This window comes from Membranihabitans marinus (genome assembly GCF_021729155.1).
Classification (GTDB): Bacteria; Bacteroidota; Bacteroidia; order Chitinophagales; family Saprospiraceae; genus Membranihabitans; species Membranihabitans marinus.
Window position 1 is genome coordinate 1 of record NZ_JAJQYA010000057.1, and the last position, 16839, is coordinate 16839.

At 36.5% G+C, this 16839-nt stretch carries 10 protein-coding genes; 9 read left to right on the forward strand and 1 reads right to left on the reverse strand.

All coding sequences use genetic code 11. The features are described 5' to 3' along the window. Positions 1-459: 459 nt before the first annotated feature. The 4 genes from LVD51_RS19410 (at position 460) to LVD51_RS19425 (ending at position 9969) form a co-directional block, all read left to right on the forward strand. Entirely contained in the window at positions 460-1878 is a 1419-nt protein-coding gene (locus LVD51_RS19410) for a sulfatase (RefSeq protein ID WP_236973039.1), read from the forward strand. Positions 1879-2571: 693 nt separating this feature from the next. After that, the gene (locus LVD51_RS19415) at positions 2572-5598 is read left to right on the forward strand and encodes a SusC/RagA family TonB-linked outer membrane protein (RefSeq protein ID WP_236973040.1); all 3027 of its coding nucleotides are present in this window, start codon (positions 2572-2574) and stop codon (positions 5596-5598) included. Positions 5599-5615: 17 nt separating this feature from the next. Further along, positions 5616-7085: a RagB/SusD family nutrient uptake outer membrane protein gene (locus LVD51_RS19420; protein ID WP_236973041.1), complete on the forward strand. Its 1470-nt coding sequence runs from the start codon at positions 5616-5618 to the stop codon at positions 7083-7085. A 784-nt stretch (positions 7086-7869) separates the two neighbouring features. Next, positions 7870-9969 carry a DUF6259 domain-containing protein gene (locus LVD51_RS19425; RefSeq protein WP_236973042.1) on the forward strand — a complete coding sequence of 700 codons (2100 nt, stop codon included), beginning with the start codon at positions 7870-7872 and terminating at the stop codon, positions 9967-9969. A gap of 275 nt (positions 9970-10244) precedes the next feature. On the opposite strand, the gene LVD51_RS19430 is transcribed toward LVD51_RS19425, so the two are convergent. Beyond that, positions 10245-11297, reverse strand: a complete 1053-nt coding sequence (locus LVD51_RS19430; RefSeq protein WP_236973043.1) for a GntR family transcriptional regulator — start codon at positions 11295-11297, stop codon at positions 10245-10247. A gap of 148 nt (positions 11298-11445) precedes the next feature. On the opposite strand from LVD51_RS19430, the gene LVD51_RS19435 reads away from it, so the two are divergent. The 5 genes from LVD51_RS19435 (at position 11446) to dgoD (ending at position 15962) form a co-directional block, all read left to right on the forward strand. Next, on the forward strand, positions 11446-12165 hold the full coding sequence (locus LVD51_RS19435; protein ID WP_236973044.1) for an MFS transporter: 720 nt from the start codon (positions 11446-11448) through the stop codon (positions 12163-12165). Positions 12166-12177: 12 nt separating this feature from the next. Next, on the forward strand, positions 12178-12687 hold the full coding sequence (locus LVD51_RS19440; protein WP_236973045.1) for an MFS transporter: 510 nt from the start codon (positions 12178-12180) through the stop codon (positions 12685-12687). Then, positions 12665-13954, forward strand: coding sequence for a DUF4380 domain-containing protein (locus LVD51_RS19445; protein WP_236973046.1), 1290 nt, complete (start codon positions 12665-12667; stop codon positions 13952-13954). The genes LVD51_RS19440 and LVD51_RS19445 overlap by 23 nt, the downstream gene beginning before the upstream one ends. Continuing rightward, positions 13951-14703, forward strand: a complete 753-nt coding sequence (locus tag LVD51_RS19450; protein WP_236973047.1) for an SDR family NAD(P)-dependent oxidoreductase — start codon at positions 13951-13953, stop codon at positions 14701-14703. Before LVD51_RS19445 ends, LVD51_RS19450 begins: the two co-directional genes overlap by 4 nt. Positions 14704-14798: 95 nt before the next feature. Further along, the gene (gene dgoD / locus LVD51_RS19455) at positions 14799-15962 is read left to right on the forward strand and encodes a galactonate dehydratase (RefSeq protein ID WP_236973048.1); all 1164 of its coding nucleotides are present in this window, start codon (positions 14799-14801) and stop codon (positions 15960-15962) included. The last annotated feature ends 877 nt before the right edge of the window (positions 15963-16839 follow it).

Sequence of the window (16839 nt, forward strand, 5' to 3'; positions counted from 1 at the left end):
ACATTGTTTGATGCTTTATAGACCTCACCCACCCGAGGGAATAATCCCTCGGTTCCCTCATCAAATGCCTTTAGTAGTCATTTGGCTCTTTGAGCTGCATTCGGTCACCCACGGCTATAACATTTGAACCCTTCAGGTTCATAAGCAAACTACACATAAATATTGCTTGCGAATATGAGTTTGGTTTTTATGGAAGAAGCTAATTCTCCGAGCTAGAGGTAGGATCAGATCTTTCGATTTGATTTAAGTAATTAAAATAGTTGCATTTTATAATAGACACTATCCTCATTGGTAAATTTGATTTGAACCTGAAGACTTCACATGTAAATAGCAAATCAGCTGTCAATAATTTCGACCCAATGGAGTCGTACTTTCATTCCTTAATCAACTCATTATGGTATTGTTATTCCCAAAAAAGATCTACTTTTATTGGATTAATTATTTGGAAATAGGAATAGAATGAATAAAATAGGAGGAATAATAATTGGGGTATTGATCATTGGTATACACTTCGTTTCAGCACAAAGTGTTCCGAAAAAAAATATCTTACTGATTTGTATCGATGATTTAAGACCGGAATTGAAGTCATTTGGTGCAGATTATATTCATTCTCCTAATATCGATGCCTTGGCCAATCGAGGGCGGGCATTTCGTTCTCATTATGTTAATTCCCCGAGTTGTGGTCCATCTCGATATACCTTATTGACTGGCTTGTACGGTCCTCCGGGGAACAATGCATTGTTTCAGCGTGCAGAGAAATTGAAATCCAATCCTCAAGATGTAAAGCCTAGCATGCCGGAATGGTTTCGAACCAATGGGTATACCACGGTGTCTGTGGGTAAGGTGTCTCACCATCCTGGAGGTAGAGGAGGAGATGATTGGGATGACGATACAGTGATTGAGATGCCCAATGCATGGGATCGACATCTTATGCCAGTCGGTGAGTGGCAGCATCCACGAGGCAGTATGCACGGATTGGCTCATGGAGAAATAAGAGAGGGGCGAGGCACTATGGATGTATATCAATCTGTAGAAGGTGAGGCCAATATTTATCCCGATGGTTTAATTGTAGAGACGGCCTTGGAGGAATTAGAGGCGTTGGCTTCGGATAAGGAGCAGCCCTTTTTTCTAGCCGTGGGTATCATTAAGCCTCATCTTCCATTTGGAGCGCCGAAGAAGTATTATGATATGTACAAAGATGTGGAATTGCCTGTGGTTCCCCATCCAGAAAAACCGGAAGGCCTATCTACTTGGCATGGATCGGGAGAGTTTAATCAGTACAATCGTTGGGGAAAGGATGCAAGAGAAGATGCTGAATTTGCCCTTGAAGTTAGGCGTCATTATGCAGCTTGTGTCAGTTTTGCCGATGCTCAAGTTGGTCGGATTATGGCCAAGTTGAAGGAGACTGGTGCCGATAAAAATACTATTGTCATAGTCTGGGGCGATCACGGTTGGAATCTTGGCGAACACGGAATTTGGGGCAAGCATAATTTGTACAATGAAGCCTTGCATTCGCCTTTGATTATTGACTATCCCAATATGAAAAAGCGTGGAAAAAACAGCCGAGCTATTGTGGAGACCGTGGATATATTTCCGACCTTATGTGATTTGGCTGAGGTGAAAAAACCAGATTTTGTGGTCGGCCAATCATTAATGCCACAAATTAAAAAGCCTAAGCGTAGTGGGCATCCTGCATTGGCTTACAATAACAAAGCAACTACGGTGCGCACAGATGAATATCGCATGATATGGCATAAAGACGGTGGTGTGGAATTGTACAATGAAATCCAAGATCCCTATGAAGTAAAGAATATTGCTCTTGAAAACCAAGCTGTGGTTGAGGCTTTAAAGCGTATTGTGAAAGAGAAAGGGAAGTAGTCTCATTCGCTAGGATTTTTATCAAATTTTTTCTTCGTTTAAAGAATTGTTCCTGGCTGGAGGATTAGCCCAATTGTATTTATAATTGTCGGGTATATTTCGAATTATTTGTCCGGCCATGCCCACCTTAATATGACGAGATTCAATAAAAATAGGAGGACAAAATAATTGGTCGAATATCATAAATTAAAATTCTGATAAAAACATTCAGACCATTTGATATAGAAACCACTGCGTCTGTTTTTATAAATTCTAGTAATGCCCACTGTGGCATGACTTCACTCTTTCGATGAATATTTAATCTATCGGCTTGCTCTATTGAATAACTACATTCAGTCATTCAAAATCTTAACCGACATCATAAAACCTAATTGGTATTATAACTTATTTTTTTCATCCAGATATTATTGTGCAAAATGCTTCTGTTGGATGGCAAAATCAAAGTTTATTTTTTGATTAAGCCGCCTAATGTTTACTTATCATTAATAATTTGAAGTGGGTTTTACAAAATATTATATTGGTGTTGTTGTTTTCGTTGTGCAATTTATTGTAGTGTATTGTAGTCTGGCATAAAAAAATATTGCTTTAATTATTAGGCAATTAAAAATTTTATATACATTTGCAATGAATGGTTCACACTACACCACAGTATACTTTGTGAATTAATTACAATAATGGATGAAATAATAGGTAATGAAAAAAATTAAAAAACAATTTAGAGAAAAAACCGTCAAGGGCTGTCGACAGCTCTGGTTGCTTATCGGCCTGATGGTAATTGGTCTAGCCGCCGAAGCACAAACTATCAATGGAACAGTGATCTCCACGGAAAGCGGGGAGACGTTGATCGGTGCTACTGTTATCAATAAGCGAAGTCAACAGGGTACGGTTACCGATTTCGATGGGGGCTTTACATTGTCAGATGTAGGTAGCAGCGATACTTTGATCGTGTCTTATATAGGCTATTTGACTCGTGAAGTTCCAGTGAATGCCCGCAAAGTTATAGAAGTTGGTTTAGAAATTTCTTCAGAGACCTTGGACGAAGTTGTCGTTGTCGGTTACGGGACGGTAAAGAAAAGTGATTTGACCGGTAGTGTGTCATCAATTAATACCGATGACTTTGAACTGACTCCCTTGAATAATGTGTCTTCTATGTTGCAAGGATCGGTTGCAGGAGTAGAGATTATCAAAGGAAATAACCAGCCAGGAGGGGGAAGTATCGTAAGAATACGAGGCGGTAATTCAATGAATGGGAGTAATGATCCGTTATACGTAGTAGATGGATTTCCTTCCGGTTCTATTCCCAATCCCAATGATATTAAATCAATTCAAGTCTTAAAAGATGCATCAGCTACTGCGATCTATGGTACAAGAGGGGCAAATGGAGTGATCATAATAACTACCAAACGAGGAGAGGGTGCTCCATCTATTAATTTTGACGCCTACTATGGTGTGCAATCAGTAAGAAATAAGCTTGATTTATTAGGTGCTAAGGATTATGCTATTCTAGCGAATGAAAAGGCTACAAATATAGGTCGATCTCCTTACTATGATAATTTGGATGATTTACCTGGAGAAACGGATTGGCAAGATGAAATGTTTCAGAATGCATCAATGGAAAACTATAATATTTCCATTTTGGGAGGAAATAATAAAAATAAATATGCTGTCTTTGGCAATTATTTTACACAAGGTGGAATCATTAGAAATTCGGATTTTAAGAATGGAAATTTTAGATTGAATTTGGACAATGAAGTCAATGATTGGTTAAATATCTCAACGAGTATAAATGCTTACCATGGAATAGTTAACAGGTCTGTAATTTCAGCTTCGCCCAGTAGTGTAATATTTAGAGCTTTGCAGGCACCACCTTTGGCACCTATTTATGATGAAGATGGAAATTATTTTGAATTAAAAGATCTGCCTACATCTGATCCAACTTGGGAAAATCCAATCTCATTAATTGATGCAAGATCTAATCAACTAGTCAGCAATACTTTTAATGGGAATACCAATTTTAAATTTCAAATTATAGAAGGACTAGATTATAATTTACGTATCGGAGCAATCTATTCAAATAATAAAACAGATTATTATCAGCAAAGACTTTTGTCTAGTTTAAATCGTGCGAGTATTTCAGAATCAGATGCCTATGAATATTTGATGGAGAATATAGTTTCTTATAATCGGACTTTTGTTGATAAGCATAATTTTAATTTTACTGGAGGATATACTTGGCAGGAAGAGATTTCTTCAAGCTTTGGAGCTGGAACAATGGACTTTGTAAATGATATTTTGACTACAAATAATTTGTCTTCTGGTAGCACGGTGACTACTCCAAGTTCTTCAAAGGAGAAGAATACCCTTGTATCTTGGTTGGGGAGAATCAATTATTCCTTTGATAGCAGGTTTTTACTAACTTTTTCTACTAGAGCTGATGGTTCTTCGAGATTGGGAGAGAACAATAAGTGGGGGATCTTTCCATCTGCAGCTTTTGCATGGCGTGTAAGTGAGGAAGGTTTTATGAAGGATATATCTGATGTTAGTGGCCTTAAATTGCGTTTAAGCTATGGGGTAACAGGAAACCAAGGAATTGGTAATTATCGATCTTTGTCTCGATTGAGTTCTGTGTCGGCAATCAGAGGGGCAAATGAAAGTAGAGCCATCGGATATGTGCCAGTTGTTTTACAAAACCCTGATTTGAAATGGGAAGTTACCAAGCAATTTGATGCAGGAATTGATCTGTCTTTGTTTAATTATAGAATAGACATCGTTCTGGATTATTATAAAAAATTAACAACTGATCTTTTAGCAACAGTTCCATTATCGCTTTCCTCTGGATATACTAATATCCTTAAGAATTTTGGTGATATTAAAAATGAAGGATTTGAGTTCGCATTAAATACCGTATTGTTAGATCGTAAGAATTTTGAATTTACATTGGGAGGGAATTTTTCTCTCAATAGAAATGAAGTGCTTAAAGTGGCAACCTCTACGGGGCAATTTTTCGCTGGCACCTTAGCGTCTCCAATTGATTCTTATGTGAATATAATAAAAGAGGGATATCCTTTGTCTTCCTTCTTTGGATATTTGGAAGATGGACTTTGGGATAGTGATCAAGGTGCTGAGAGCATTCAACCATCAGTATTGGCTGGGGATCAAAAATATGTTGATGTCAATAGTGATGGATTGATTTCTGACCAAGACAAAGTGGTCTTGGGGAGTCCATATCCTGATTTTATCTATGGGTTTAATACCAATATTAGATATAAAAATTTAACATTTAGTGCCTTATTTCAAGGTGTTCAAGGTGGATCAATATTTAATGCTGCTAAATTTACAATAGCAGATGCTTTTGCTAGAAATGGCAACCAACTTTCAGAAGTTAAGGATCATTGGTCTAGTGAAAATCCTGATCCAAATGCAAAATACCCAAGATTGTCAAATGTAAATCCATTGTTGTCTGAGCGATTTTTTGAAGATGCCAGTTATTTTAGGGTGAAGACCTTAAGTCTTGCTTATGAATTTAGTAATTGGAAGTCCGTGTCATTAAACAGATTAATGATTTATATAAGTGGAGAAAATCTAATTACACTAACCCAATATTCAGGTTATGATCCTGAAGTGAGTTCCAACTCTGGTGCAAGCTTACTGAAAGGGATTGACATTGGTGCATACCCTACTACGAAAACATTTACAATCGGATTAAAAGCCAGTTTATAAAAATACAATACATAAAGATGAAAAATTCGAATAAAATATTATTATCCCTATTTGTTCTAGTATTCCTTGGGTCTTGCAATAATCCATTGGAAGAAGACATTTATTCTTTTATTTCCACAGAAAATTTTTATAAAAATGCAGATGATGCAGACGCAGCCATCGAAGGTATTTATAGTGGACTAGATGGTGATGCCGTATATGGACGGTGGTTTTATGATTTGGTGCATCTAATGGATGATCAAGTTACTATTCACAGAAATCCACTTTTTTTACAAATGGATGATTTTAACTTTACACCAGATCATCCTTATTTAAATGAGTTTTGGGCAGGAATGTATTCTGTGATTAAATATGCAAATGTTGCAATTAATCGCATACCTGATATTGAGATGGAAGTGAATTTAAAGAATTCATATATTGGAGAAGCGCGATTTTTAAGAGCAAATATGTATTTTAATCTAGTTCGTCTATGGGGTAGTGTTCCTTTAATAGTAGAAGAGGTATTGGATGAGAGTTCAGCGATAATAAATAAAGAAACAATATCAGATATTTATGATATTATAACTAGTGATTTGATTTTTGCAGAAGAAAACTTGCCATCAACTCGTCCATCAGTGGAGTTTGGTAGAGTTACGAGTGGAGCGGCGAAGGCGATGTTAACAGATGTTTATTTAACACAGGAAAAGTATGTTGAAGCGGCAGCTAAAGCGGAAGAGCTCATAAATACTGGTAATTATTCTCTACTAGAAAATTATAGTGATATTTTTAGTTCTGACAATGAACATAATCCGGAAATTATTTATTCCATAGTATTTGATGGTATTAATTCGGGGAATTGGATGGCATCGTTTTCACATGTCGGGGGGACAGATAATGCTAATTGTGCTAACGGAGCCCAAGTTTGGCAGGTAGAAGAAGAGTCTGAAATGTGGCAGTCTTGGGATAATCAAGATTTAAGGAGACAATTTTCTGTCTATGATGAGTATTTATCCAAAGATGGAACCTACAAGAGTGTATACAACACTTCAAGACCTTATCCAGGTTTTGGTAAGTGGAATGCTCCAGGAGAAACAGGAGTAAGTAGTTGTCCTATAAACCCTATTCTTTATCGCTATGCTGATGTCTTGTTGATGTATGCAGAGGCTACAGCCCTAGCTAATGGCGGACCTAATCAAGATGCTTATGATGCGGTCAATATGGTTCGACGTAGAGGGTATGGTTTACCCATAAATGAAAGTTCTAATGTGGATTTACCAACAGGTCTTTCTCAGTCAGAATTTAGAGACGCTGTGATTTTAGAAAGAAGTCACGAATTTGTGGTTGAAGGCAAGCGGCTTTTTGATTTATTGAGAACCGGTGTATATCCTCAAATACTTGAAAGCCTCGGTAAAAATATTAATCCTAATGCAAAACTATTTCCGATTCCTTCGGCTGAAATAGATGCGAATGCAGCACTTAGCATGGAAGATCAAAATCCTGGATACTAAATTTTATTATATGAAATACAGATATTTATATTTAGTTTTTTAAGCCAATTCGTGTTTAATTTTAGCTATGGCATTGAAAGTTTAAAAGAAGATATTCAGGAATGGAGCATTGAGGATGATAAGCTTAAACTATCTGTTGATGAGCGGGGGAGGATAATTCATCTTGAAAATAAGATGTCTTCTTAAGGGAATGTAATTTCAAGTGCAGAAAGTGGTATTTTTAATCTAGTTGCTAAAATTGGGAAGCGACTATGGGACTTGAAGATCAAGAAAATCAAGTTTCAAAAAAATTAGTTTCTATTTAAATTCCTATTAAATCAAGTGGGAAATGGATATGTCCAACTTCGATAATGAGTTTGTATAAAGCTTCGTTGAAAACCGGTTCCAGGGAATATAAGAATTGGAAAAGCACTTGATAAAAGTATGTTGATCCCTTCAAATGTATGAAAGGTATGACAAGGTGGTTAATGATTTTTAATAGGCCGTATGTTGGTGATGAGAGGTGGGGTAATGATGAAAAAGCATAATTGTTTGAATTAGCCAAAGAGAATGGTTATTGAAATTATTGATTGTATAGACTGATAACATATATAAGGATGCATAGGAGGTGAATGTAGGATTGCTTGAATGAAATATTTAGGAATTATGCTCATTTTGATGTTATAAGTTAAAAACTCGGCAAGAGGTTTGTTTTGAGTTGGGGAATAATTTGTAATTTTTATACAGAAGAATAATTACAGGAGTAGTGCGCGTGATTTTATGTTAATTAATTAAAAATATATTTATGGTAGATAGGATGTTTTTATTTATTGTTTTTTATCTTTTTATTAATAGTGTTAGTAGTCAAACATCAGGTGAGTTTGTTATTAATACTTCAAATGCAGAATTGAAAATAAATAGGGATAAGAGAATTAATATTTATTTATCGAATAGATCATTTTGCATTTTAAATTCATCAGTAAATGATTTGGGATTGGTAAAACTCTCCAGTAAGTTAAACCCTCGAAAAAAAATGGTTGTTGATTTAGATCTTGAATTTTACATGGAAAATGATACCATTATAATATCAGGTTCTAAATCTTCTTTCTATGAAATAGATGATAGCATTAAAATACAATTTAATATAAGTACAAAAAATGATGCTTTTGTTTTTTCGGGGAGTGGAGATATTATTTCTGATGACTGGATATTTGGGGATATAACTTTTCCAAAAATTACTAGATGGAATTTTGAAGGAAAGTCGCCAACTGTATATTGGCCTGAAGGGCTTGGGGAACGGTATATTGAAGGTAATGGATTTGGTAATAAAAAAACTATATCATACCCTAGCGCTTGGTCATCTCTACCATGGTTTACTTTAAATGATGGTCACAATGGAGTGTATATGGGTACTCATGATTCCTTACAATATAGAACGGATATAGTGGTTTCAAGGGAAACCCAAAACATGTATGCTTCAGAAATTAATACTTTAGTATATAATAGTCAATTTACTTTGCCAGAATTCAATATTCAATTTTATTCGGGTGATTGGTTTGGGGCATCTGAAATATATAGAACTTGGTTCTTAAAATATTTTGAAGTGGCCAAATCTCCAGATTGGGTTCAGATGGATAATGGGTGGTTGCTAGCTATACTAAAACAACAAAATGGAAATGTAATGTGGCCTTATAAGAGCCTTGATGATTTGTGTGATTTAGCAGATAAATTTGGGTTTAATACTCTTGGATTGTTTGGTTGGGCTCATGGAGGTCATGATCATCTTTATCCAAATTTTTTACCGGATCCATTAATGGGTGGAAAGGATGAACTAAAAGAAGCAATACAACGAGCTCAAAAAAGGGGGAAAAGGATTGTTTTATATGCAAATGGAAAGTTGATTGATTGTGGCACAGATTTTTATGAACACAATGGAATTAATGCGATGATATTGGGAGCTGATCAAAAGCCAGTAATGGATTTTTATGTAAAACACAACAATCGATCTCCTATTGTTTTTGCAAGGGCGTGTGTGTCTTCTAATTTGTGGAAAAAAACAATGTACGAGTTGGCACTTCAAGCCGAAGAATTGGGAGCTGATGGAATTTTATACGATCAACTTGGGGTTTTACCCCCAGAATTGTGTTTTTCTAAATTTCATAGTCACGAGCCTGGATACAGTGATACGAAAGATAGACTCAAGCTTATTTCAGAAATTAGAACCGAATTGCAAAATAGAAACAAGGATTTTGTGGTAATGACGGAAACTACCAATAGTAGTGTGGTTAGAAGTATCGATTATACACATGGTTTGGGAAAAGGTTATAGTCCTTCTAAGTATGCATTTCCTGATTTGTATTTATATACTTTTCCTAAAGTTATTACTACTCAAAGAAATCCCAATCCAATGCTTACAAAAACCGATGCTAATTATGCTTTTCTGTATGGATTGAGACATGAAATAGAGACACGATATACTGCTGATGTTAATTATTTGAAAACAGGTAAGATACCGACAAGTGAAGATTATAATCTTGTAAATGATCCTCCCGATCTTGAAAAAGTTAAATCGATATCATTAATGGAATCGATGAGTTATGTTAAATCTCTTATTACATTTGAAAATGAGTTTAAAAGATTTACTAGATTCGGTGAATTTTTAAGTGATAAAGTTATTATTTATGAAGAAGGAGACGATGATATTTTAAGTAAAGGATATAAAAATAGTGATGAAATTGGAGTAGTAGTATGGAATAAGGGAATGGACAAAAAGAAAGTTAATATTTCTATTGATGGATATACTTTGAATCAAATAGCAGATCCTAGAAATTATAATCAAAAAATGAATTCAACACTGGAAAGTAATTCAGTTAAATTATTCATCTTTACTAAGATGAAGAGATAGGAATCTATCTCAAATTTATACCATTGTATATTAATATGACAGTCTCTTATCTAAAAGTTTTGTATATTAGGTTTTGGTTCTACGAAGGATAGATTGTAGACTGTCTGAAAGAACCAAAACTTCTTATGCATTCATACTTCCATTTGGGTGTATAAGTCCCCGGTTTTATGTGATCTTATTATTCTTTGGTAACGATTCGTTTTCCGTTATTTTGTATTTTTTCATATTTCATTAAGGTAAGCAGATAAACTTATTTGAACAGGTACTGTGATAACTTAAAAACTGCTTCTACGAATCATCAAAAAATTACATCTTACCTTTTCAAATGATTTAGTCGTTATCATTTTTGCTGCTAGTCTACCCATTTCTGTGAAATCAGTAGATATTACCGTAAGACCGTCCAGAATAATTTCATTGATAGGTGATTCATTGTAGGAAATTATTCCAATATCACTTCCGATTTTTAAATCTTTGGTTTTGGCTGTGCGGATAAGTTCTATCAGTTCGGAATCTAATTGACTGTTTATTACTAGGTATACCTCGTTTTTTTGAATTGTATTAATATCAATATCATGTAAGATTTCATATGGTAACTTGTTTTCTGAACAAAACCGGGAGATCCCTTTTTCAATTAATCGGGCATAGAGACTTCCGGGCATTGAGAAAACTTTAAGTTTATCGAATTTTTTCATAGTATCAATTCCCAGACTCAATCCTTTATATACATCTATTTCAAAGTCTTGATAAATGACGCCGTAATTACCCCGTAAGGCTTCGATCTTTCGATCGAGAAGGATGAGTTTACGATTTGGTATTTTCTTCAAAATCTTAATCACTCTTTTTTGGCTGATATCGTCCAGAGGAAAGTGAGGAGTAATGACAAAGAAATCAAAACGGTCAATATTTTCCTCGACAAATTTTTCAAATAGACTAATATCTTGATTGTGTAATCTAATGGTGATTTCAGTGTTATCATTAAGATTCGTTGTAAAAGAATTGAGTAATACTTGTTTGTGGGAACTTATTTTGTCGAAAATAAGGAGGATTGATATTTTTTCTTTGATTTTATCCACGATGTAAAATCCCTTCCCGTGAGCGGATTCAATAATTCCTTTATTTCTAAGATGTACATACGACTTTTTTACGGTTTCTTTTGAAATTCCTAGGTGATGGGACAATTCATTTAGTGAAGGAAGTACGTCTCCTTTTTGCAAAATGTCTGAGTTGACTAGAGCTTGAATGTTGTTTATAAGTTGTTTGTATACAGGTGTTTGTGAATTTGTGTCAATTGTGATTTGTGAACTCATAATACTATTAATATAACTCAATCGAATCTAAGATATAATTTATAACTCAAAAAATCTTTAAAAAGTTAATTCAAACTTACAATAATATTTTAAATTAATTTACATTTACACCACACTACAGCATAGTGGTTTTTTCATTGTAAATATTTCAAAAAAATTATGGTTAAAGATGAAATTGAATTGGGCATATAAATGGGAAGTATTATTACTACTGTGGCTAGCTTTCTTTATAAACCAGGCTGATAGACAAGTGTTTAATGTAGTTCTTCCATTGATTCGGCAAGATCTAGGATTGAGTGATATCCAGATTGGGTGGATCGCTACGGGTTTTAATTTGGTATTTGCTGTCTTGGTACCAGTAGCTGGTTATGTAGGGGATATTTATAGTAGAAAATGGATCATTATTTTAAGTATTTTTTTTTGGAGTATAGCTACAATGTTTACTGGATTAAGTAACAGTCTATTTATGTTGATTTTGACGAGGAGTTTTGCCACTGGAGGAGGAGAGGCTTTTTTCGCTCCTGCCAATTACAATTTACTAGCAAATTATCATGAAAAGGCAAGAGCTTTTGCGATGTCCATCCACCAAACCTCCTACTATATAGGGATTATTTTGAGTGGGTATTTGGCCGGGTATGTTGCTGAAAACTGGGGATGGAGAGCAGCCTTTTATGTCTTTGGAGCCGTCGGTGTCATCCACGGAGTTGTGATGATTTTTAGATTGAAAGATAAAGGGGGGGCAAATAAAATAGAACCTAAGAAAGTTAAATTTAGTGAAGCGATGAAAGTATTGTTTAAAACACCATCAGCTTTAATGTTGACCATTAGTTTTAGCGGCCTGATTTTTGTCTTAGTCGGATATCTAACTTGGACGCCGACTTATCTTTAAGAACAATTCAATATGAACCTATCTCAAGCAGGGTTTCATTCAATGTTTTATACCCATTTGTTTGCTTTTATAGGTATCATTATAGCGGGAAGAATTTCCGATAAATTGGCGCAGAAAGATCCAGCCAAGCGTTTGTTAATGCAGGCTCTAGGTCTTCTGGTAGCTAGTCCATTTATCTTTATGATGGGATTTGCACAACACTTATTCTTTGTTTATATAGGATTTGCTGGTTTTGGATTTGCACGTGCTTTTTTTGAAGCAAATATTTATACGGTTTTATTTGATGTAATTCCAAGGCAATATCGTTCTTCGGCTTCAGGAGTCATGATTATGATCGGATTTGGGGTGGGATCGCTTTCGTCCGTCATTTTGGGTTATTTAAAACCCATTATCGGGTTGTCATTGGGTATATCACTGTTGTCCATAATTTGGGTGGTTTGTGGGATTGTTTTACTCATCGCATATCGATTTTATTTTGCAATAGATTACAATAGAGTCCATGGAGGAGTTGAAGGAAATTGATACTGATATCAAGTATTATAAAGGTTGGAAAGTGAGTCGTTTGAAAAATCGATGGATGGAAGTATTTATCCTACCTGAGATTGGCGGTAGAATGATGCAGATATTATCCAATGAATATGAATATTTATTTGTCAATAAAAATTTAGAAGGTCAAAAACCGCATAGTAAGACCAACGATGATCAATGGGAAAATTTCGGAGGGGAAAAGATTTGGCCAGGCCCTCAAGGATGGGGCTCAGATCATATGTGGCCCGGGCCACCCGATGTCGTTTTGGATACTGGAGTTTATCAGTCTTCCGTCATGAATGTGGAGGGGAATACGAAGATTAGCCTGAAGAGTGAAGTGGAAATCCTGTCGGGATTGCAAATAGATCGAACGATTGAATTGAATCAGGATTGTTCGGAAATAGTTATTCATGCTAAAATGACGAATCACCACGATGCGGCTGCAGAATGGTCAGTGTGGCCAGTTGCCCAAATGAATTCAGCTGATTTACAGTCGGTCAATAGGTATTGCGTAACCTCTCCTCGATGTCTAGGAGGAAATTTTGATAAGGGATATACCGTCCTTCATGGTTTGGTAAATAATCCACAGGTAAGAAAGGATGAATTCCAAAATATTGTACTCGATTATCAGTATTTAGTTGGAAAAATAGGCATTGATAATCGGGAAGGTTGGGTAGCTTATGCCGATAGAAGTGAGGGGAAAGTAGCCGTTTTTTTATTCGATTATGTGGAGGGCGCTGCATATCCTCAAGATACATCGGTGCAAATATGGACACAAGGAAGAGGAATGATTTATTCTCGTGGTCAAGTAAAATCATTTGACGATCAGCTAATTACGACACCTCCTTATTTGGAAGTCGAATTGTTGTCACCACTTAAAAAGATTGGCAAAGGAGAGAGTGTAGAATTTTCATATAAAATAAGGATTTGTACTATCCCAAAGATGTTGTCGGTCTTGGGAAACAGAGAAGTAGGAGTGATTGCACAGCCACTGTCGGTAAAATATGATGACAATGACATTCACATTACTGGAGGATTTGGTTGCTTTTATGAAGGATTGGCCAAGTTGGAAGTCATGAATCTCAGAGACGAGGTGGTTTTTGAACGCATTATAGGATCTGTCGATCCATTGCAAAAGTTGCATATTGATGAAGTTGTTGGAAAGGGAGAATTTAAAGAAGAGGAGTGGGCTCTGGTAATATTGAATATATATAAGGAGGGTAGCTCTACAATAGGAGAATTAAATAGAATAGAATTATGAGTGATTTAAAAGGAAGATTGGCCTTGGTTACAGGGTCGACCCGTGGAATAGGCAAAGGAATAGCCTTGGAACTGGCTCGAAAAGGAGCTTATGTCATCGTAAATGGATTGCCAAATGAAGATAATGGCGATAGTGTTGTTGAATTAATTAATGAGTCGGGTGGACAGGCCATAGAAATATTGGCCGATGTGAGTCAATTATCTGAGGTGGAGAATCTGTTTGCAACTATAAAAGAAAGGTTTGGTAAGCTGGATATATTGATCAATAATGTTGGTATTTCCCAAGATAAAGATATTTTTGAAATAGATGAAAATGATTGGGATCGCATTTTAAATACCAATTTAACCAGTGGTTTTTACTGTTCAAAATTGGCCATGAACTTTATGAAAGATCAGAAAAATGGAAAAATTGTATTCATCACTTCTGTAGTTGCCCATCGAGGGGCATTGTTTGGCCACGTTCATTATGCGGCCAGTAAAAGTGGGCAATTGGGAATGATGAGGACATTGGCCAGAACAGGAGCTCCACTGGGAATCAATGTCAATGCCGTGGCTCCAGGGATTATTGGGACTGATCTATTGTTTAAAACCCATGGAGATGATGGGGTGCAAGAATTAGAGACCACTATCCCAATGGGACTGGGTCGAATAGAAGATATTGGCTATGCGGTATCATTTTTGTGTAGTGAGGAGGCTCACTATATTTCAGGGACAGTATTGGATGTAAACGGAGGACTGTATTTTAGGTAGATTGGGGTGAGCAGTATTGTGCTTGAACAGGGTGATGGATTGATTAATCAATTCATCTCATTTATTTGAATCTGAATATTTAAAGCGTAATTATTATGAAAATAACTGGGATTGAAACACATATATGCCATGCTTATCGTACCAATTGGGTATTTGTAAAAGTGCTCACCAGTGAGGATGGATTATATGGGATTGGGGAAGCGACTCTAGAATTTAAAGAGCATGCCGTTGTAGAGGCGGTTAAGGAATTGATTCCCTACTTAAAGGGCAAAGATCCACATCGGATTGAAGATATTTGGCATACCATCTATAGAGATGCCTACTGGAGAGGTGGACCGGTATTGATGTCTGCATTGTCAGCCATAGAAATGGCGCTTTGGGATATTAAGGGCAAGGACCTCGGTGTCCCGGTATATCAATTATTAGGAGGAAAGGTGAGAGATGGGATTTCCTGTTATGCCAATGGATGGTTTGCTCCTGCCAAGACTCCAGATGAATTTGCAGAGAAAGCTAAGATAGCGGTAGATATGGGATTTAAAGCTTTGAAATGGGATCCCTTTGGCTCTTCTTATTTAAATATCTCTAAGCCAGATTTAAACCGAGCAATGGAATGTGTAGACGCTGTGTATTCGGCGGTGAAAGACAAGGCCGATATTATCATTGAAGCTCATGGTCGGTTTGATGTGCCCACTGCGGTGAAGATTGGTCATGCTTTAGAGGATTTTGATATTTTATGGTATGAGGAACCTATTCCACCTCAAAATCTGGAAGGATTGGCTGAGGTCAAACGGCGGATAAAAGTGCCGGTTTCTGGTGGAGAACGACTGTATAATCGATGGGAGTTTAGAAGTTTATTCGACTTAAAAGCCGTTGATTATATTCAGCCCGATGTAAGCCATGCAGGTGGCATTTTTGAGATTAAAAAGATAGCTGCCATGGCGGAATCTTATCATATCCCGATATGTCCACACAATCCCAGTGGTCCTGTGGCCAATGCAGCGACTCTTCAGTTGGCTGCATGTATTCCCAATTTTTATTTATTGGAAACCATGAGTAGTGATGTACCGTGGAGGGCTGATATTTCCGATGAGTCTGTTGTTTTCACAGAAGGGCAGATGATGATACCGGACAAACCGGGATTGGGCATCGATATTCATATTGAAAATATTGCAAACCATCCTTTTGTGCGTAAGGATTTGCGGCATTACAACGACAGCTTGACAGAAATTAGACCATCTGATGCTAAGAGTTATTTCTAGAAGATTTCTAAGGTTGAAAGTGGAGGTATAGTCTGACAGTCCTCAAAATGAATTAAAAGATCACGCCTCGGCACAGTGTCGAACCCAATCGAGGTGAAGTGGCTAAAAACCTATCGAATTTCGATGAGATCATGCCATTCAAGCTTAAAAAAGTCCTGAAAGCGGCGCACTGAGCTTGGTCGAAGTGGACGTAGTCTAATAGCCGTGGGTGAACGAGCAAAGTGCACGACTGAATAAAGTTGCTCAAAGAGCAACCAGATGAACTAAATCTAACTGAGTAGGGTCCGCAGGACCATTGGTAGTCAATCTACCAATGACGAAGGCACCAAAGCCACTGGCTTTGGGTGGGTAAGCCGGATGAAGGAGCCACGACCACCACGTCGTGGATGGGTTGGCCCGTAAATCGGGCTCTGGCGAGAACGACCGAATATAGTACGAAGTACCCAATCCATTAAATGTGGATTGGATGAGGGAGCCGAGGTCACTGTACCTCGGGTGGGTTAGCCACTGCGCTGCGACGAGACTGCATTTATATTGATAAGTATTAAATTTTATTTTTCAATAATAATATATTAAAATTGAGGGAACCGGAGCCAGTGGCTCCGGCGTGATTACTATAAAATTCGACAGCGAATTCTCACTGCGCCTAAAGGTGATAGTCCTAAAATTATCAACAAATTCCATGTAATCTCGTCTTGATACTGTGGCATGACGAGATTCCATAAAGTGTATACAGTGTTGATTTGGCGGGATTGTTGCAATATCATATTTTAATTTTTAAACGGATTTAGATAAAATTATAGATATTATATACGAAGATTAATTAGGCATAAATCATGACAAATCAAGTTCGGACAATTCAATGTTTACCATTTTT

What these genes read in the sequence shown, in the direction of transcription:
- LVD51_RS19440 (WP_236973045.1), top strand. Translation starts at nt 12,178, where the DNA reads ATGAACCTATCTCAAGCAGGGTTTCATTCAATGTTTTATACCCATTTG.
- LVD51_RS19410 (WP_236973039.1), top strand. Translation starts at nt 460, where the DNA reads ATGAATAAAATAGGAGGAATAATAATTGGGGTATTGATCATTGGTATA.
- LVD51_RS19445 (WP_236973046.1), top strand. Translation starts at nt 12,665, where the DNA reads ATGGAGGAGTTGAAGGAAATTGATACTGATATCAAGTATTATAAAGGT.
- LVD51_RS19450 (WP_236973047.1), top strand. Translation starts at nt 13,951, where the DNA reads ATGAGTGATTTAAAAGGAAGATTGGCCTTGGTTACAGGGTCGACCCGT.
- LVD51_RS19425 (WP_236973042.1), top strand. Translation starts at nt 7,870, where the DNA reads ATGGTAGATAGGATGTTTTTATTTATTGTTTTTTATCTTTTTATTAAT.
- LVD51_RS19415 (WP_236973040.1), top strand. Translation starts at nt 2,572, where the DNA reads ATGAAAAAAATTAAAAAACAATTTAGAGAAAAAACCGTCAAGGGCTGT.
- dgoD (WP_236973048.1), top strand. Translation starts at nt 14,799, where the DNA reads ATGAAAATAACTGGGATTGAAACACATATATGCCATGCTTATCGTACC.
- LVD51_RS19420 (WP_236973041.1), top strand. Translation starts at nt 5,616, where the DNA reads ATGAAAAATTCGAATAAAATATTATTATCCCTATTTGTTCTAGTATTC.
- LVD51_RS19435 (WP_236973044.1), top strand. Translation starts at nt 11,446, where the DNA reads ATGAAATTGAATTGGGCATATAAATGGGAAGTATTATTACTACTGTGG.